The sequence below is a fragment of the Falsiruegeria mediterranea M17 genome, from assembly GCF_900302455.1.
Lineage (GTDB): Bacteria > Pseudomonadota > Alphaproteobacteria > Rhodobacterales > Rhodobacteraceae > Falsiruegeria > Falsiruegeria mediterranea.
On sequence record NZ_ONZG01000002.1, the window covers coordinates 184372 to 202035 of the forward strand.

Genomic DNA, 17664 nt, shown 5'->3' on the forward strand with positions numbered 1-17664 from the left:
ATGTTCATAGGTCGGGATCTTCGTCACAATGAGAACGCTTGTCTTCTTGGGATCTGTGCGCGAGAGCAGCCCTCCTCAACCCAAGCGCTTAGGTGCCCGCGTGGCGCAGGCCTGTGCGCAAAATTTGGCGGCTGCCGGCATCGAGGCAGAGATCATCGACCCGCTCGATTATGATCTGGCCCAGCGACTCAAACCCCATTTCTCCTATGCGCCCTCACGGGTACCCGGCGATCTGGATGATCTGGCCCAGCGCATTCGGGCGGCGGACAGCTATGTCGCGGTCAGTCCGGAATACAACCACTCCATGAGCCCTGCCCTGGCAGATCTGCTGAACCACTTCGGCAGTTCACTGTTTTCGTTCAAACCAAGCGCGATTGTCACCTATTCCGCCGGCCAATGGGGCGGCACTCGGGCAGCCGTCAACATGCGCACGTTCCTGAGCGAGTTGGGCTGCCTGCCCGTCTCGGCAATGATCCACGTTCCACATGCACAGGACGTGCTTGAATCGAACGGCAACTTCGCCCAAGGCGTCGATGCCGAACGCTGGTCCGGATATTTTGGCCGAACGTTCCAGCAATTGGCCTGGTGGAGCGCGGCCGCCAAGGCGCAGCATCAACTGGCTTCCCCAACCGCGCCGTTCAACCGCGCGCCCTCCCAACGCAACGCGCCCTAGCCCCAGGGGCCCTCCCGCGCCCGAGCAGACCTGACTTCGTCAGCCCCGCCAACGGCCTTGGGCCGGGCGCCTCGCTTAACGCTCGGCGCGGTCGCGCGTGAAACGCCTGTGCTGATAAAAGCGCCAACCGCCGCGCGCCGCGCGGCCGGGCCCAACGGGAGGCGGGCATCCTTGATGCCCAAACGACCGGCGGGAGCGCCCCCTTATCACCCTCCCAAATGACAAAAGGGCGCGCCAGACCACTGCCTGGCACGCCCTGATCTCGTCTCGGACAGAACGTTAGGCTCTACCCGCCCTGGTTCCGTTGCAAGCTCTCTAGAACTTGGTCAATTGAGAAGCTCGCTGGTTTCTGACGTGGCGGGTAGTCCTGGAACGTGGCCAGGAACTGCGCCACGAACGCTTGGGCCGGCACCAGCAGATAGGTGCGATCCAGACGCCATTTCGAGTACCCGATCGACTCATGCTCGGCCCGCTCGAACGGGTCCGTATAGAGATCGATGATCTTGGGCAGCCTCAGGAAGGTCAGTGGCTCCTGCCAAACGTCGAACCCATGTGCCCGCTGTTCGGCGAACACCACTTTCCACCGATTGTAGCGCAGGTTCATCAGATCCCCGCCATCCGAAAAATACAGGAACTCGCGCCGCGGCCCCTCTTCCGCCTCACCCCGGAAGTACGGCATGAAGTCATAGCCATCCAGGTGCACCGGTTCATTCGCCTCACCAAAGGGCGCCTCGGTCAGCATTCGCTCTTTCATGTCACCATCGCCAAGCGCTGACATAAACGTCGGGAACCAATCCAGATGGCTGATGATCTGGTTCGACCGGCTGCCGGGGTCGATCACGCCGGGCCATTTGATCATCATCGGAACGCGGAACCCGCCTTCCCAATTGTCGTTCTTCTCACCCCGGAATGGCGTCGTGCCGCCATCGGGCCAACTGAACACCTCGGCGCCGTTGTCAGTCGAATACATCACCACTGTGTTGTCGGCGATGCCAAGCTCATCCAGCTTGTCGAGCATCTGACCGACCATCTTGTCATGTTCGACCATGCCGTCCGGATAGACGCCCAGACCGGTCACACCCTCGCTCTCTTCCTTGAGATGGGTATGAATGTGCATCCGGGTGGTGTTGTACCACAGGAAGAAGGGCTTCTCCTGATCGGCCGCGCGAACGATGAAATCCAGAGCCCCGGCAGTGACCTCTTCATCAATCGTCTCCATCCGCTTGCGGGTCAGCGGCCCGGTGTCTTCGACACTGCCATCGGCCGAGGATTTGATCACCCCGCGCGGACCGAATTGTTCACGAAAGGCTGGGTCTTGTGGATAGTCCGCGTTTTCCGGCTCTTCTTCGGCATTCAAGTGATAGAGGTTACCAAAGAACTCATCAAACCCGTGATTTGTCGGCAGGTGCTCATCCAGATCGCCCAGATGGTTCTTGCCGTACTGCGCCGTCATGTAGCCCTTGGATTTCATGTATTCGGCAATCGTGGGATCTTTTTCGCTGATCCCCTCTTTGGCGCCGGGTAACCCGACCTTCAGCAACCCGGTGCGAAATCCCGATTGCCCTGTCACAAAAGATGCGCGCCCTGCGGTACACGATTGCTCGCCATACCCGTGGGTGAACAACATCCCCTCCTTAGCGATCCGGTCGATGTTGGGGGTCTCATACCCCATCATGCCCTGATTATACGCGCTGACGTTCCAGTACCCGATGTCATCGCCCCAGATGATCAGGAAATTCATCGGCTTTTCTTGGGCCAAGCCGGCCCCCGTCCCTGCAAGGCCAATGGCACCTGCCAGCAACGTCTTTCTCAAATGGCTTAGTCCAGTCATTTTTCTCCCCAAAAACAACATGTGTTGGAATTCAGGGTCGCCGGCGTAGTCGTATCAAGGCGACCCGGTTCAATATATATAGTATAGCGCGCATCGGGCGAGGCGTCCCATTGTTTTCGCTCGCCATTGGCTGCTCTGGTCCATGCCACGTCAAAACCCGGCAGAATTGGCGCAAATGACGCGCGCCATAAGTCCAGTTCACAACCTTTTTTCAGCACAACTGAAAGGAACGTCCGGTTCCCCTTGCCCTTGCCCCAAAGATGTTGCACCAAACGCAGGTTCATGCCCCGCAGACAGGGGCCGAGAGGATAAGGACGAACGGCATGGCTGACGGTTTGATCGACATCAACGCAAAACCCACCGAAGAAATCTCGGTCCGTGAGGTGTTCGGTATCGACACCAACATGACGATCAAGGGATTTGCCGAGAGCTCGGACCGCGTGCCCGAAATCGACCACACCTACAAGTTCGACCCCGACACCACGATGGCGATCCTGGCCGGATTCAGCCACAACCGTCGTGTCATGGTTCAGGGCTACCACGGTACGGGCAAATCGACCCACATCGAACAGGTCGCCGCGCGCCTGAACTGGCCCGCCGTCCGTGTGAACCTGGACAGCCATATTTCCCGTATCGACCTGATCGGCAAGGACGCGATCAAACTGCGCGACGGCAAGCAGGTCACCGAATTCCACGAGGGCATCCTGCCCTGGGCCCTGCGCAACCCGGTTGCGATCGTGTTCGACGAATACGACGCAGGCCGTGCTGACGTGATGTTCGTGATCCAGCGCGTTCTGGAACATGACGGTAAGCTAACGCTGATGGACCAGAACGAGATCATCACGCCCAACCCGCACTTCCGCCTGTTTGCCACCGCAAACACCGTGGGTCTGGGTGACACCACCGGCCTCTATCACGGTACCCAACAGATCAACCAGGCCCAGATGGACCGCTGGTCGCTGGTCGCGACGCTGAACTACCTCAGCCACGACGCCGAGACGATGATCGTCCTGTCGAAGGCACCGCATTACAACACCGCCGATGGCCGCAAGACCGTCAGCCAGATGGTCACCGTTGCCGACCTGACCCGGACCGCCTTCATGAACGGCGATCTGTCGACCGTCATGTCGCCCCGGACGGTGATCAACTGGGCGCAAAACGCCGAGATCTTCCGCGATGTGGGCTATGCCTTCCGCCTGTCGTTCCTGAACAAATGCGACGAGCTGGAACGTCAGACCGTGGCCGAGTTCTATCAGCGCTGTTTTGACGAAGAGCTCCCCGAAAGCGCCGCCAGCGCGAGCATGGGGTAAGCCCCGCGCTCCCCATACGGCGTTCGCAAAAGGGGGGACGTGATGCACATCGGTTTGATCGGAGGCATTGGCCCGGCAGCCACGGCAGCTTATTACCTAAAGCTGTCGGATCGCTGTCGCGCAGCGGGTGTTCCACTTGACCTGACCATCGTCAACACGGACATTCAGGTGCTTGCGTGCAATGCGCAGGCATACCGTCGCGACGATCAGGCACGCGTCTATGCAGATGTCATCACCCGCCTTGCCGCCTCCGGCGCTGAGGTGGCGGCTATCACCTCGATCGGTGGCAGCTTTTGCGAGGATGAAACCCGCGCAATGTCTTCGCTGCCTTTGATCAGTGCGTTTGGGGCCTTGGACGATCACTTTGCCAATCAGGGGATCGCCAGCGTCGGCATCCTGGGCACCGAGACTGTCATGCAAAGCCACCTTTATGGGCGGATGGAAAAAACCCGCACGGTTGTGCCGGACGGTCAGATCGCCGAGGTCGGCCAGGCCTATGTAGAGACCGCCCTAGCGGGGCGTGCAAACGATGCTCAACGAGACTTGTTTTTCACTGCAGGACGCAGAATGGTTGATGAAATGGGAGCAGATGCCGTGGTGTTGGCTGGCACCGATCTGGGACTGGCCTTTGATGGTCAAGACCCCGGTTATCCGGTCATCGACACGATCGACGTGCATGTCGATCAACTCTTCCTTCTTGCCTCTGGCGCCCTGAAACTGCAGGATTTGTCCCTATGAAAAAGCCCAACGACAACCCCGCCGATCCGTTCAAGAAGGCCCTGGCCGAGGCGACCAAGGTCATGGCCGACGATCCCGAGCTGAACGTCAGCTACACGGTTGATCCCTCGGGCGTCTCGGGCGACTCGATGCGGCTGCCGCAGGTCAGCCGTCGCATGTCCCGCGAAGAGGTTCTGCTGGCCCGCGGCACCGCTGACGCTCTGGCCTTGCAACGCAAGTATCACAACGCCGAAACCCACGCCCGCTATGCCCCTCCGGGCAATATGGCGCGCGATCTCTATGAGGCGATGGAAACCGCCCGGTGCGAGGCCATGGGCGCGCGCGACATGCCGGGCACGGCATCCAACATCGACGTCAAGATCACGCATGAGGCACTTCGCCGGGGCTATGACCAATGCACCCAGGCCGCCGATGCCCCCCTGCCCGTCGCGGCCGGTTACCTGATCCGCCATCTGGCCACCGGGCGCGACTTGCCCCCGGCTGCGGCCAACGTGATGGAACTGTGGCGCGGCTTCATCGAAGAGCAGGCAGGCGGCACGCTGGACAACCTCCAGGACATGCTCAGCGATCAGGCCGAGTTTGCCAAATTCGCCCGCCAGGTGATCGAGGATCTGGGCTATGGCGATCAGCTGGGCGATGACCCCGACGAGCTGGACGAAGACCAGGAGGATCAGGCCGAAGACGACGCCGAAGAGCAGCCCGATCCTGACAGCACCGGTCAAGATGATCAGGATCAGGAAGACGCCGACGCCAACCCCGAGCAGTCTCAGGAAGAGCAGCAGGACCAATCCCAGGCCCAGGTCTCGATGGACGAGATGGCCGATGAGGAGTTGGGTGAAGAGGCCGAAATGCCCGAGGGCGAAGCTCCGCTGGAGCCGCCCGCGCCGCAACCCGTCTCGGACGCGGACCCGGACTATCTGGTTTATCTCTCTGAACACGATGAAGAAATCGCCGCCGAAGATCTGGCCGAACCTGCCGAGCTGGAACGCCTGCGCGCTTATCTGGATCAGCAGCTGGAGCCACTCAAGGGCGCGGTAAGCCGTTTGGCCAACAAGCTGCAGCGCCGCCTGCAGGCACAGCAGAACCGCAGTTGGGAGTTCGACCGCGAAGAGGGCATCCTGGACGCGGGCCGTCTGGCACGTGTTGTGGCCAACCCGACCACGCCGCTCAGCTTCAAGGTGGAAAAAGACACCGAATTCCGCGACACCGTGGTGACGCTCCTGCTGGACAACTCCGGCTCGATGCGCGGCCGCCCGATCTCGATCGCGGCGATCTGTGCCGATGTTCTGGCCCGCACGCTGGAACGCTGCAACGTCAAGGTTGAAATCCTGGGCTTCACCACTCGTGCTTGGAAAGGCGGTCAAGCGCGCGAGGCGTGGCTGAACGACGGCCGCCCACAACAGCCCGGCCGCCTCAATGACCTGCGTCACATCATCTACAAAGGGGCCGACTCGCCCTGGCGTCGTGCCCGTCCCAATCTGGGCCTGATGATGAAAGAGGGTCTCTTGAAGGAAAACATCGACGGCGAGGCGCTGGAATGGGCGCACCGCCGGATGATGGCACGACGCGAGCAGCGCAAGATCCTGATGGTGATCTCGGACGGCGCGCCGGTCGATGACAGCACGCTCAGCGTCAACCCCGCCAACTATCTGGAAAAACACCTGCGCGACGTGATCGCCATGGTGGAAAAGCGCAAGATGGTGGAACTGCTGGCCATCGGCATCGGCCACGACGTGACCCGCTATTATGACCGCGCGGTAACCATCACAGACGTCGAACAGCTGGCAGGTGCAATGACCGAGCAGCTCGCCGCGCTCTTCGACAGCGACCCCCGCGCCCGTGCCCGTGTCATGGGCATGAAGCGCGCAAGTTGATCTGAGCCGGGGCGGCATAGCGTCGCCGCCCTATTTCACCCTATTAAAATACACCGGGGGAGTCGCGCAGCGACGGGGGCAGCGCCCCCTTACTGCTCCAATATCTCGCGGAATGCCTGATAGTCCTCGCCGTAACAGTCCGAGATCAGGCCAGTCACATTGCGGGTGCTCACAACCTCGGTCCCGTCTTCGTTCAGAGTGACCTCCCAATAGGTCCGTCCGATGTAGGTGCCGCCTGCGGTGTGCGAATCCGTCACCGAGCACAGGGTCGGCCGCCCCTCTTTCGAGAACAGCCGTGACACCCCGGCCTGTCCCGGATTGGACGGCTCACTCATGCTCTCGGCTATGGCTTCGGCCGCGGTTTGACGGGCCCGCTCCACAAACTCCGACTGCTCCTGTGCGACGGCGGGACAGGCAAGACATAGGATCGCGGCAAGATATCGTATCATGCGGCCACCTTACCCCAGACCCAGCGATTGCCAAGACCGGGCTTTCCCGTCTGGACTTTTCCCGCCCGCCCCCTCACCTTTCGCCTCGACACACGACAGCACAGAAGAGGCCCCCATGTTTCAAAGCTTTGAGGTCACCGCCCGCCCCGAGCAAGGCCCTCCGCGCCTGAGCGCACTGCGCGCCGAGATCGCCAAACAGGGCTTGAACGGCTTCCTGGTGCCCCGCGCCGATGCGCATCAGGGCGAATACGTCGCGGCCCGCGACGAACGACTGGCTTGGCTGACCGGCTTTACAGGCTCGGCAGGGTTTTGCGTGGTGCTGGAGCAAATCGCAGGCGTTTTCATCGACGGGCGCTATCGCACCCAGGTCAAGGCGCAGGTGGCTGCGGAATACACCCCAGTCCCCTGGCCCGACATTACCCTGTCAGTCTGGTTGAAAGAGAAGTTGCCAAACGGCGGCAAGGTTGGTTACGACGCCTGGCTGCATTCCGCAGGACAGATTGCGCAGGCCGAAAAAGAGCTCAACGGCACGGGCATCGAGCTGATCCGCACGGAAAACCTGGTCGATGCGACTTGGCAGGATCAGCCTGAACCACCCATGAACCCGGTCAAGGCCCATCCGCTTGAGTTTGCCGGCGAAAGTGCAGCTAAGAAAACGACGCGACTGGCCGCAGATCTGGCGAAAGCAGGGCATAGCTCCGCCGTGATCACCTTGCCGGATTCGATCATGTGGCTCTTGAACATCCGCGGCGCCGACATCCCGCGCAACCCGGTGGCGCATGGCTTTGCCATCCTGCACGACACAGGCGCAGTGGATCTGTTCATGGCCGCCGAAAAGCTCAAGGAACTGGGTGATCATTTCCCCGACACGGTGACCATCCAAGATCCGACGGACTTCCTGAATGCTGTCAATACGCTCGCTGGCCAGGTCCAGGTCGACGCGGGAACCGTGCCGCAAAAGGTGGCCGACATCCTGGGCGACCGGATGGTGGATGCGGGCGATCCCTGCGCCCTGCCCAAGGCGCGCAAAAACGCTGCCGAAATCGAAGGCTCGGCCGAGGCGCATTTACGCGACGGGGCGGCCATCGTCGAACTGCTGGCTTGGCTCGACGCGCAAGAACCCGGCACCTTGACCGAGACACAGGTGGTCACCGAGCTTGAGGCCCGTCGCCGCACCGACAACGCTCTGCAGGACATCAGTTTCGAGACGATTTCCGGCACCGGTCCCAATGGCGCGATCATGCATTACCGCGTGACCGAGGAAACCGACAGCACGATCCAGGATGGCCATCTGCTGGTTCTGGACAGCGGCGGTCAGTATCTGGACGGCACCACCGACATCACCCGCACCATTGCGATTGGCGAGGTCGGCGACGAGGAGAGGGCCTGTTTCACCCGTGTCCTCAAAGGCATGATCGCCATGTCGATGCTGCGATGGCCTGCGGGCCTTGCGGGCCGTGACATCGAATGCGTCGCGCGCATGCCGTTGTGGCTGGCGGGGCAGGATTTCAACCACGGGGTCGGTCACGGCGTTGGTGCCTACCTGAGCGTTCACGAAGGCCCGCAGCGTCTGGCCCGCACCAGCCACGTGCCGTTTGAGCCGGGCATGATCCTGTCGAACGAGCCGGGGTATTACCGCGAAGGGGCCTTTGGCATCCGCATCGAAAACCTGGTGGTGGTGCAAGAGGCCCCGGACCTTCCGACCTCGGACCCGGAACGGGCGATGCTGTCGTGGCGGACTTTGACCTTTGCCCCCATTGACCACCGCCTGATCGTCGTGGATATGTTGTCCGCCGAAGAACGGGATTGGCTGAACGCCTATCACCGCGATGTGGCCGACAAGATCGGCCCGCGTGTGGGACCCGAGGCGCGCCAGTGGCTGGAGGCCGCAACCGCGCCAGTTTGACACAAGAGGTCTGACACAAGGCTGTTACACGGGCGGGCGACAAGACCGCCCACCACTAAGACGATGGGGAAGGAGACAATATGACAGATCACATCAAGATCCGAAGACCGGGCGGCAAATGGAGCGTACGTTCCGGTGGGGCCATCCTTGGCGAAAGCAGCGAGGTGCTGGAACTGAGCGAAGGCGACATGGATCCGGTGATCTACTTCCCCCGCAAAGACATCGCCATGGCGTTCCTCGACGCCTCGGACAAGACCACGCACTGCCCCCACAAGGGCGATGCCACCTACTACTCGATCGTAAATCGCTCGTCCGTCACCAAAGACGTGGCCTGGTCCTACGAGGCCCCGATCGAAGCCGTGGCCGAGATCAAGGACTATCTGGCGTTTCACCTGCGCGATGGTGTGACCGTCGAGCAGCTCTAGGAACAGACCTCAAACTGTATTGAAAAAACAAACGGGCGCGTCACATGGATGACGCGCCCGTTTGCAATTTATCCCTGACAGCCCGCCCCGTGGCGATCGGCAGTTGAGCCTATCCGTCAACTTTCGGATAAATGAACCCATTCACCGGATAAAACTTGCCATACCGCCCTGGCTGGCTTTCGACCCGGACCAGCGTCCAGTCGTTGTTTTTCGAAACGTCTTTGACGCCCATTTTCAACGACACCTGATTGCGGTTCCAATTGGCGTGATTGACGATGATCTCGCGGTCGCTGATAACGCCGGCCACAACGGCCACATGGCCCAGGGGCATCCCGCGCGTTGACCGAAACGACATCACCGAACCGACAACTGGTTCAGAACCGCGCTCATATGTGCTGCGGGCCTTGCCCCACCAGTCCTTGGCGTTGCCGCGAATTTGGATCCCGCTGAGGTTACGTGCGTAGGGCACACACCACACCCGTTGTCCCCGCGCCTGCTTTTGCTCAACCTCCAAGAGCGCCATCGACTGACGTTCTGGGTCAAGTGTCAGGTACGTCGGGCCCTTGGCGCAGGCCGCAATAAGACCGACGAACCCCAAAGCAAGCGCGACCCGAACGCTCCCGAACCGGCGTGGTTTGATCGCATCTGTTGTGTAGGCGTTGTCCTGCAAGACACGTCCCCCCCATTTGAACGTTCCCGAGGTTCTACGGCGATATCATTGTTTGTGAAAAGTGGCTTGCCTTACCCGTCGGCAAGATTTCGCCTGTTCCTGCTGCACCACCAGGGCAAAAGGTCAAAAATTGGGCGCCTTTCTACGGCTTGGCTTGGGGAACCAACTAAATGACATCAGCTTTTTGGGCCAGAGCCACCCGGCGATTGTCGCCCACATAGGCCACTTGCCCCATCGGGCACACAGTCACGAATGCTCTTCTGCCGCCGTCGCCGCCAGCGCCCGGTTATATGCCTTGAGCGCGTCTATGTGGAACAAGGCCCCGACGAGCTTGGGTGGCATGTTTTCTTTGTGCACGACAACCGGAACAAACGGCACATCGGCCCGGTCGAAATACGGCATCGCGGCCTCAAGCGTGGCAGTTGCTTCGACACATAGACCCTCGCCGATCAGTTGCTCGCAGGCATCCACATCCGCGCAACGCGGATCATCCAGAGGCCGCATCACGGTCGAGCATCGCATCATCGCCAGCAGGTAAGCCTGTGGTCCGGCGGCAAGGTGGATGTTGCGGCGTTCCAGCTGCGTCAGGAAGAACGAGCGATCCACAAGGCGTGAAGCAAGGGCCGTGGACATCGAGACAGAGACCATCACCGCGATCCCGATCTGCCAATCCCCGGTCAGTTCGAACACGATAAGCGTTGTCGAGATCGGAGCGCCCAAAACGGCAGCGGCCACCGCGCCCATCCCGGCAAAGGCATAGAGCGTATGGGTGCCCGACACATCCGGCAGCAGACCGGTGGCGATCAGGCCAAAAGCCAGACCCGACAGGGCGCCAATCATCAAAGAGGGCGAAAACACCCCTCCCCCCATGCGTCCGCCAAAGGTGATGGCCACAGCAATGGTTTTGAGGACGGCAAAGATGATCGCATTGTGCAAGAGCAGATCACCGCTCAACGCGAGGGTCGTCGTTTCATATCCCACGCCGATAATGTGCGGAAACCAGATCGCCAGCCCGCCCAACATAGCCCCCGAGATCGCGGGACGAATCCAACGCGGGATGGTGAATTTCTCTTGCAGGTGATTGGCCAGATCCTCGGCCAGAAAGATCGACCGCATCAACACGACGGCAATCACACCACACAATAGCCCAAGCAGCAGGAACGCCGGTAACTCGACGTAGAATTGTAGCGAACCCGGGGTATTAAGGACAAATTCGGTGACGTCCCCAAACTCCAAGCGGTTGATCACCGTTCCGGCAACCGAGGCAATCACGATGGGGGCAAAGGCGTGGACCGCAAAATGTCGCAACACGACCTCGAGCGCAAAAAGCGCCCCGGCAATGGGTGCGTTGAAGCTGGCCGAGACGGCCGCAGCCACAGCACACCCCAACAGGTCGCGCCCGGTGATCCCATCGGCATTGATCCGATCGCTGACCCAGGTCGACACCACGCCCGCCATATGCACCACCGGCCCTTCGCGGCCTGTTGAGCCGCCCGAGCTGAGCGTGATGAGCGAGGCAAACATCGAGGCGATCCCGGCCTTGGTTTCGACCCGGCCATCGGTCATCGCCGCCCCCTCGATCACGTCCGCGACCGAGCGCACACGACCATCCTCGGTGAAATTGTGCAGGATGATCCCCACGATCAGCCCACCCGCAATGGGGATGAGAAGCACCCAGTACCACGGCAATTGTTCGGCAAAGCTGTGCAGGAATTGCACATCCTCGGTGCCATAAAGCGCCGCCTGCAGCGCGTGGATGCCTTTGCGGAAGAACAGCGCGGCAAACCCGGCCACGATCCCGATGGCAAGCGCAATGAACCAGAACTGGATCTGGCTGGGGCCGCGATGACGCATCACGCGCCAGCCGTCTTTTACAGCGGCCATGGCCTGGGTGATCTGCTGTCGCAGAAGCGCGCGGGTAGATGGGGTCATGCGTGACCTCGGGTCGTCAGTTTCCCCTGTGTAGGACACTCAAGGTAAACAGAAAAGGCGCATTCCCGCAGGAAGCTGTGGGAAAGGCGTCATATTTTCGCGATGATGCACGCAATACCCGAATTTGTGGATCTCAGCGGTGCGCTGGTTGACGGGGCACTCCCGCCCGTCGGGACATGCATCAAAGATGCATACCCTCCCGTTGGGCCGAGCCTCGCTGCGCTCGGCGGTTGGTACTTGTGGCAAACCAGATGCTCCAAGCGGGACCGCGCCGGGCTTTGCCCGGCGCCCGGCCCAAGGCCGTTGGCGGTGCTGACGCAGTCAGGACCGTCCGGGTGCGGGAGTGCCCCCGCCCCAATGCAGAACATTTCAGGATGTAAGAAGGGCCTTTGCCGCGGCGCGTGCTTCATCGGTGATGGTGTCGCCAGCGACCATGCGGGCGATCTCGTCTACACGGTCGTCCGCTGACAGTGGCACCACCGTCGACAACGTCGTGTTGTCCTCGACCTGTTTCTGCACCCGCCAGTGATGCTGACCCCGTGCCGCGACCTGCGGCGAGTGGGTCACCACCAACACCTGGCCACCGCTTGCAAGAGCCGCCAGACGTCGGCCAACTGCATCTGCCGTTGCTCCACCAACGCCACGGTCAATCTCGTCAAAGATCATCGTGCGGGCACTGTCGTCGCCAGTCAGACACACTTTCAGCGCCAGAAGGAACCGGCTGAGCTCGCCGCCAGAGGCGATCTTGTTGAGCGGACCGGCGGGCGCGCCCGGGTTTGTAGCCACGGTAAAGGCCACCATATCGCGGCCCTCCGGCCCCGCTTCACCCTCGGTCATCTTGGTTTCGAACACCGCGCGCTCCATCTTGAGCGGCGCCAGTTCCGACATCACGGCCGCATCTAGTCGCCCTGCCGCCTCAGACCGGGCCAGGGACAGGGCAGAAGCTGCCGCATCATAGGCCGCTTGCGACGTCGCCAGATCCGCCTGTTGCTGCTCAAAGTCCGCATCGCCTGCGTCCAGAGCAGCCAGCTTGCCGCGCAGAGTGTCGGCGTAGTCGCCAAGTTCGTCGGGTAAAACATCGTGCTTGCGCGCCAAGGCTCGGATCGCAAATAGGCGTTCCTCGGCCGCTTCCAACTCAGCCGGATTGAACTCCAGCGCGTTCAGGCAGCGTTCCACCCCGTTCTGCGCCTCTCCCAGTTCGAGCATCGCCCGCCCAAGGGCCGCAATCGGCTCTTCCAACTGGCCGCCAGCCTCGGTTGTGACCCCTTCGAGCCAGCGCATTGCATCGCCCATGGCACCTTCGGCCCCGTCGCCGCTCAACAGGGCAAAGGCACGGACGACATCGTCACGGATCTTTTCGGCGCCTTGCATCAAGCGGCGGCGGGCGTCCAACTCAGCGTCTTCGCCCGGCATCGGGTCCAGTTGATCCAATTCGGCCACGGCGTGGCGCAAAAACTCTTCTTCGGCGCGCACCGTCTCCAACGCGGCTTGGGTCGCCTCGACCGTTTTGCGCGCCTTGGCAACCTGGACCCAGGCCGCGCGCGTGTCCGCCAGCATCCCATCCAGCCGCGCAAAGGCATCCAGCATCGCCCGATGCCCGCGTGGGTTCAACAAGCCACGGTCGTCGTGCTGCCCGTGCAACTCGATCAGGGTTTCAGACAGGGCGCGCAGCACGTCGCCAGAACAGCGACGGTCATTGACCCAGGCCGTCTTTCGACCATCGGCGCGATTCACCCGGCGCAGTATCAACTCTTCGCCTCCCGGCAGTCCTGCCTCGACGAGAATGCCATGGGCCGGATGCCCCTCTGGCAGATCAAATTCGGCGACCACCTCGCCTTGCTCCGCGCCTTGGCGCACCAGTTCGGCCCGGCCCCGCGAGCCCAGCACAAACCCCAGCGAATCCAACAGGATCGACTTGCCTGCTCCGGTCTCACCCGTCAGCACATTCAAACCCGGCTGGAACATAAGCTCCAGCCGGTCGATGATCAGCATGTCCCGGATATCAAGCGCGCGCAGCATGTTCAGATCCCGTTTGCCCGGGCTTTACAGCCACTCGCCCTTGACCGATTGGCGATAAATCTGGCTCAGCCAGTTGTTGCCGCGATCCTTGAGTTTGAGACCCGCAGCCGTCAGCAGTTTGTAGCTGCTTTCGTACCATTCGGACGACTGATAGTTGTAACCCAAGATGGCCCCCGCGGTCTGCGCCTCGTTCACCAGACCAAGTGAAAGATAAGCCTCGACCAGACGGTGAAGCGCTTCGGCGGTGTGCGACGTGGTCTGGAAGTCCTCGACCACAACGCGGAACCGGTTGATGGCAGCGGTATAGTGATCCCGACGCAGGTAATAGCGTCCGATCTCCATCTCCTTGGCCGCCAAATGATCAAAGGCCAGGTCGAACTTCAAAATCGCCGACGTTGCATACTCGCTGTCCGGATAGACCTCGATCACGGTGCGCAACGCTTGAAGTGCCTGAAAGGTCAGGCCCTGGTCACGTCCCACTTCGTCGATCTGATCATAGTAGCTGAGCGCCAGAAGATACTGGGCATAGGCCGCATCCTCGTCCGCCGGATAAAAGTCGATATAGCGTTGCGCGGCTGCGCGGCTTTCGGGATAGTCCTGGCCTGTGTGATAGGCAAAGGCCTGCATGATCAGCGCGCGTTTAGCCCAGTTCGAATAGGGATAGAGTCGCTCAATTTCCGAGAAATACCAAGCAGCGTCATCTGTCCGCGACTGTGCAAGCTCAAACTCACCCCGTTCAAAGATCTGCTCGGGTGAAAACCCATCCAAGTCCTGGGTTCGATCGGCTGAGTTTCGCAACCCACCGCTACAAGCGGCCAAAAATGCCGCCAGAATAAGTGCACCAACAACCCTGGCCCCCACCTTGCCGCCGATCATACTCGCTCATCCTTGTCGTCTTGCCGTGTCGGTTCCCCCGACTGAGCTTCGGTCTAGCACAATAATTTCCGCTGCAAAACGTCTTAACGACCTGTTGAGAAAAAGAGCCGCGATCCGTGATCAAAACCGGATTGGCGGGTCAAGCGACCTGGGGAATTTCAGCCCAGATCAGACCCTGGCCGGGCAGACGCTCGGCCGTTTCAGGGTCACACAACACCGGGCGCACGGCGCCGGGGGTTGCAAACAGTTCGCGCAGCAGCGTGTTGGTCAGTGAATGACCTGCCCTCTCACCAACGTACCGCCCCAGAAGCGGGCCACCCGCAAGATACAGATCACCAAGCGCGTCCAGCATCTTGTGGCGCACGGCCTCGTCCGCGTGGCGGAACCCACCGGGGCTAAGAACTTCGTCGCCATCCACGACAACAGCGTTGTCCAATGTGCCACCCAGGGCCAGACCGTTTTCATGCATCGCATCCACATCCGCCTGACGGCAGAAAGTGCGGCTGTCGCTCAATTCGCGGGCGAAGGTGCCGTTGCGCATGTCCAGCACCTTGCTCTGACGACCGATTGCGGGGTCGGCAAAATCAATGTGGAATTCAATCTCCAGACAGTCGGACGGCAGCAGCGTTGCCTTGGCACCGTCCTTTTCGACTGTGATCGGCTTGAGCACTTCATAGGCCAGAACAGGAGCCGCCTGCTGGCGTACGCCCTTGGCCATGATACCGCGGACAAACTCGATCGACGAGCCGTCCATGATCGGAACCTCGGGGCCGTCGATCTCGATCAGCGCGTTGTGGATGCCGCAGCCCGCCAGGGCCGCCATGATGTGCTCGACCGTCGAAACGGTGACGCCTGCGCCATTCACCAGCTTGGTGCACAGCGGCGTGCGCTCCACAAGATCATAGATTGCGGGAACCATTGCATCGCCCACCTGGATATCGGTCCGCTTGAACCAGATACCATGCCCTGCTGCCGCGGGCTTCAGAACCATCTTCACCGATGCACCGCCATGCAGGCCAACACCTTTGAAGGTTACCGAGGTTTTGAGCGTATTTTGCAAGCTGTGCCTCATAGAGCAGTGTCCAGCGTCCCCATGCGCTGTGTTGAACCTGAGGTAAGCGAGGCAGGCCTTGGGCTCAACTCAATCTTTGTAACCGAATGAAACATCAATGTAACAGATAGGCGAAACCCTGCTTATTAACCCCTAATAGGCTGTAATAAAAAAGAAAAAGGCCACCCGAAGGTGGCCTGTTTTACCATTTTTGTGACCGCTATCAGTTGGCCTGACGGCGCAGGAAAGCGGGAATTTCGATGCGGTCCTGCTCGGGGTCGTTTTCAACCGGAGCAGGTGCCGTAGCGTCAGCTTGGCGCATCATGGGTTGTTGGCGAACCTGCGCGGCCGGGCGTTCGACCGGCGTGTCAGCGGCGTGTCCGGTCATTCGGTCAATCAGGCGATTAAAGCCGAAACGACCCTTTTCCTGTGCCGGAGCCGCCGCGGGTGCCATACCCTGCTGCGGGGCCGACGGGGCCTTTTGCGCTGCGGCCTGCAGGCGCTGCATCGCTTCGGGCGACGGAGTTCCCGGGGCCGGTGCACGCGGCGCGACAAAGGCTTCGGCCTCGGTTTCCACCTCTTCGTGGCGCGGCTCAAAGGCTGCGACCTGGGGCTGGTACGCCGGGGGCGGCAGACCGTCGTCGTTCTGCAGTTCGGGCTCTTCCGCCTCAAAGATATCCTCCCCCAGGTCTTGGGCGGCCACTTCTTCAACGCCCATACCCGAGAAGAGGCTCGGCTCTTCGGCGGCTTCAGCCACCGGGGCCGGTGCAGGAGTATCCAGTGTCAGCGGAGCTTCGGTCACCGGAGCTGGAGCTGCGGTGGGAACCGGCTCTTCCGCAGAGACTTTTTGCTTGAGCGGTGCAGCCATCGGACGACGCGGAACTGGCATGTCGGCCTGAACATCCGTGGCGTCGATACCGGTTGCAACAACCGAAACGCGCATGCCGCCTTCCATTGCGGTGTCCAGTGTCGAGCCGACGATGATGTTCGCCTCCGGGTCCACCTCTTCGCGGATGCGGTTGGCGGCTTCATCCAGTTCGAACAGGGTCAGGTCGTGCGCACCGGTGATGTTGATCAGCACGCCTTTGGCGCCACGCAGGCTGATTTCGTCCAGCAGCGGGTTTGCAATGGCTTTCTCGGCGGCCTGGATGGCGCGATCTTCGCCCTCGGCCTCGCCGGTGCCCATCATCGCCTTGCCCATCTCGTCCATCACGGCGCGAACGTCCGCAAAGTCGAGGTTGATCAGGCCCGGACGTACCATAAGGTCGGTGACGCCTTTGACACCCTGATACAGAACGTCATCTGCCATCGAAAACGCCTCGGTAAAGGTCGTCTTTTCGTTGGCCAGACGGAACAGGTTCTGGTTCGGAATGATGATCAGCGTGTCGACGACCTTTTGCAGCGCCTCGACGCCATCTTCGGCCTGACGCATACGCTTGGCGCCTTCGAACTGGAACGGCTTGGTCACGACACCAACTGTCAGAACACCCAGTTCACGCGCGGCTTGCGCAATGATCGGGGCTGCGCCGGTTCCGGTGCCACCGCCCATACCGGCGGTGATAAAGCACATGTGTGCGCCCGCCAGGTGATCAACGATCTGTTCGATGCTCTCTTCGGCAGCTGCCGCCCCAACGCTGGCACGGGCGCCTGCACCCAGACCCTCGGTGACTTTCACACCCAGCTGGACGCGGCTTGTCGCCTGGTTCTGCTGCAACGCCTGCGCGTCGGTGTTGGCCACAACGAACTCGACTCCGTCGAGTTCTTTTTCGATCATGTTGTTGACTGCGTTGCCGCCTGCGCCGCCGACGCCAAAGACCGTGATCCGCGGCTTCAAATCGTCCTGACCGGGCATCGAAAGGTTCAATGTCATGCTCTGTCCGCCTGTTTTACGTGCCCGCTTTCGCGCGCTT

At 61.1% G+C, this 17664-nt stretch carries 15 protein-coding genes; 6 read left to right on the plus strand and 9 right to left on the minus strand.

Annotated elements, in window-relative coordinates; translation table 11 throughout:
- Positions 1-28: 28 nt before the first annotated feature.
- Entirely contained in the window at positions 29-673 is a 645-nt protein-coding gene (locus TRM7615_RS04200) for an NADPH-dependent FMN reductase (RefSeq protein WP_108785664.1), read from the plus strand.
- A 286-nt stretch (positions 674-959) separates the two neighbouring features.
- Here the strand turns inward: TRM7615_RS04200 and TRM7615_RS04205 are convergent, their stop codons facing one another.
- Positions 960-2504 (minus strand): arylsulfatase, encoded by a 1545-nt coding sequence (locus TRM7615_RS04205; RefSeq protein ID WP_108785665.1) that lies wholly within the window; start codon positions 2502-2504, stop codon positions 960-962.
- Positions 2501-2788, minus strand: a complete 288-nt coding sequence (locus TRM7615_RS25300; protein WP_125133638.1) for a hypothetical protein — start codon at positions 2786-2788, stop codon at positions 2501-2503. Before TRM7615_RS25300 ends, TRM7615_RS04205 begins: the two co-directional genes overlap by 4 nt.
- A 39-nt stretch (positions 2789-2827) precedes the next feature.
- On the opposite strand from TRM7615_RS25300, the gene cobS reads away from it, so the two are divergent.
- Genes cobS through cobT form a run of 3 tightly spaced genes read left to right on the plus strand, consistent with a single transcriptional unit; the run spans position 2828 to position 6426 of the window.
- A complete protein-coding gene (gene cobS, locus TRM7615_RS04210) occupies positions 2828-3814 on the plus strand; it encodes a cobaltochelatase subunit CobS (RefSeq protein WP_108785666.1) in 987 nt (328 codons plus the stop codon).
- A 42-nt stretch (positions 3815-3856) separates the two neighbouring features.
- A complete protein-coding gene (locus TRM7615_RS04215) occupies positions 3857-4552 on the plus strand; it encodes an aspartate/glutamate racemase family protein (RefSeq protein WP_108785667.1) in 696 nt (231 codons plus the stop codon).
- Positions 4549-6426 carry a cobaltochelatase subunit CobT gene (gene cobT, locus TRM7615_RS04220; RefSeq protein WP_108785668.1) on the plus strand — a complete coding sequence of 626 codons (1878 nt, stop codon included), beginning with the start codon at positions 4549-4551 and terminating at the stop codon, positions 6424-6426. Before TRM7615_RS04215 ends, cobT begins: the two co-directional genes overlap by 4 nt.
- 89 nt (positions 6427-6515) lie before the next feature.
- Here cobT and TRM7615_RS04225 read toward each other — a convergent pair whose 3' ends face one another.
- Positions 6516-6875 carry a hypothetical protein gene (locus TRM7615_RS04225; RefSeq protein ID WP_108785669.1) on the minus strand — a complete coding sequence of 120 codons (360 nt, stop codon included), beginning with the start codon at positions 6873-6875 and terminating at the stop codon, positions 6516-6518.
- 115 nt (positions 6876-6990) lie between these two features.
- Between TRM7615_RS04225 and TRM7615_RS04230 the strand changes: the two genes are divergently transcribed.
- Positions 6991-8781: an aminopeptidase P family protein gene (locus TRM7615_RS04230; protein ID WP_108785670.1), complete on the plus strand. Its 1791-nt coding sequence runs from the start codon at positions 6991-6993 to the stop codon at positions 8779-8781.
- Positions 8782-8861: 80 nt separating this feature from the next.
- Positions 8862-9206, plus strand: a complete 345-nt coding sequence (locus tag TRM7615_RS04235; RefSeq protein ID WP_108785671.1) for a DUF427 domain-containing protein — start codon at positions 8862-8864, stop codon at positions 9204-9206.
- A 109-nt stretch (positions 9207-9315) separates the two neighbouring features.
- Here the strand turns inward: TRM7615_RS04235 and TRM7615_RS04240 are convergent, their stop codons facing one another.
- The 6 genes from TRM7615_RS04240 to ftsZ form a co-directional block, all read right to left on the minus strand.
- Complete coding sequence (locus TRM7615_RS04240; protein WP_306417711.1) at positions 9316-9876, minus strand: CHAP domain-containing protein; 561 nt, start codon at positions 9874-9876, stop codon at positions 9316-9318.
- A 246-nt stretch (positions 9877-10122) separates the two neighbouring features.
- Complete coding sequence (locus TRM7615_RS04245; RefSeq protein ID WP_108785672.1) at positions 10123-11808, minus strand: chloride channel protein; 1686 nt, start codon at positions 11806-11808, stop codon at positions 10123-10125.
- Positions 11809-12177: 369 nt separating this feature from the next.
- A complete protein-coding gene (gene recN / locus TRM7615_RS04250; protein WP_108785673.1) occupies positions 12178-13827 on the minus strand; it encodes a DNA repair protein RecN in 1650 nt (549 codons plus the stop codon).
- A gap of 24 nt (positions 13828-13851) precedes the next feature.
- The gene (locus TRM7615_RS04255) at positions 13852-14703 is read right to left on the minus strand and encodes an outer membrane protein assembly factor BamD (protein ID WP_108785674.1); all 852 of its coding nucleotides are present in this window, start codon (positions 14701-14703) and stop codon (positions 13852-13854) included.
- A 139-nt stretch (positions 14704-14842) separates the two neighbouring features.
- Positions 14843-15775, minus strand: a complete 933-nt coding sequence (gene lpxC, locus TRM7615_RS04260; protein ID WP_108785675.1) for a UDP-3-O-acyl-N-acetylglucosamine deacetylase — start codon at positions 15773-15775, stop codon at positions 14843-14845.
- A gap of 202 nt (positions 15776-15977) precedes the next feature.
- Positions 15978-17624 carry a cell division protein FtsZ gene (gene ftsZ / locus TRM7615_RS04265; RefSeq protein WP_108785676.1) on the minus strand — a complete coding sequence of 549 codons (1647 nt, stop codon included), beginning with the start codon at positions 17622-17624 and terminating at the stop codon, positions 15978-15980.
- Positions 17625-17664 lie beyond the last annotated feature (40 nt).

Bases quoted from the DNA above. Each gene is read 5' to 3' on its own strand.
- TRM7615_RS04245 (WP_108785672.1), bottom strand. From the start codon at position 11,808: ATGACCCCATCTACCCGCGCGCTTCTGCGACAGCAGATCACCCAGGCC.
- TRM7615_RS04230 (WP_108785670.1), top strand. From the start codon at position 6,991: ATGTTTCAAAGCTTTGAGGTCACCGCCCGCCCCGAGCAAGGCCCTCCG.
- lpxC (WP_108785675.1), bottom strand. From the start codon at position 15,775: ATGAGGCACAGCTTGCAAAATACGCTCAAAACCTCGGTAACCTTCAAA.
- TRM7615_RS04255 (WP_108785674.1), bottom strand. From the start codon at position 14,703: ATGATCGGCGGCAAGGTGGGGGCCAGGGTTGTTGGTGCACTTATTCTG.
- TRM7615_RS25300 (WP_125133638.1), bottom strand. From the start codon at position 2,788: ATGAACCTGCGTTTGGTGCAACATCTTTGGGGCAAGGGCAAGGGGAAC.
- TRM7615_RS04215 (WP_108785667.1), top strand. From the start codon at position 3,857: ATGCACATCGGTTTGATCGGAGGCATTGGCCCGGCAGCCACGGCAGCT.
- TRM7615_RS04200 (WP_108785664.1), top strand. From the start codon at position 29: ATGAGAACGCTTGTCTTCTTGGGATCTGTGCGCGAGAGCAGCCCTCCT.
- cobT (WP_108785668.1), top strand. From the start codon at position 4,549: ATGAAAAAGCCCAACGACAACCCCGCCGATCCGTTCAAGAAGGCCCTG.
- TRM7615_RS04225 (WP_108785669.1), bottom strand. From the start codon at position 6,875: ATGATACGATATCTTGCCGCGATCCTATGTCTTGCCTGTCCCGCCGTC.
- TRM7615_RS04205 (WP_108785665.1), bottom strand. From the start codon at position 2,504: ATGACTGGACTAAGCCATTTGAGAAAGACGTTGCTGGCAGGTGCCATT.
- cobS (WP_108785666.1), top strand. From the start codon at position 2,828: ATGGCTGACGGTTTGATCGACATCAACGCAAAACCCACCGAAGAAATC.
- recN (WP_108785673.1), bottom strand. From the start codon at position 13,827: ATGCTGCGCGCGCTTGATATCCGGGACATGCTGATCATCGACCGGCTG.
- TRM7615_RS04235 (WP_108785671.1), top strand. From the start codon at position 8,862: ATGACAGATCACATCAAGATCCGAAGACCGGGCGGCAAATGGAGCGTA.
- ftsZ (WP_108785676.1), bottom strand. From the start codon at position 17,624: ATGACATTGAACCTTTCGATGCCCGGTCAGGACGATTTGAAGCCGCGG.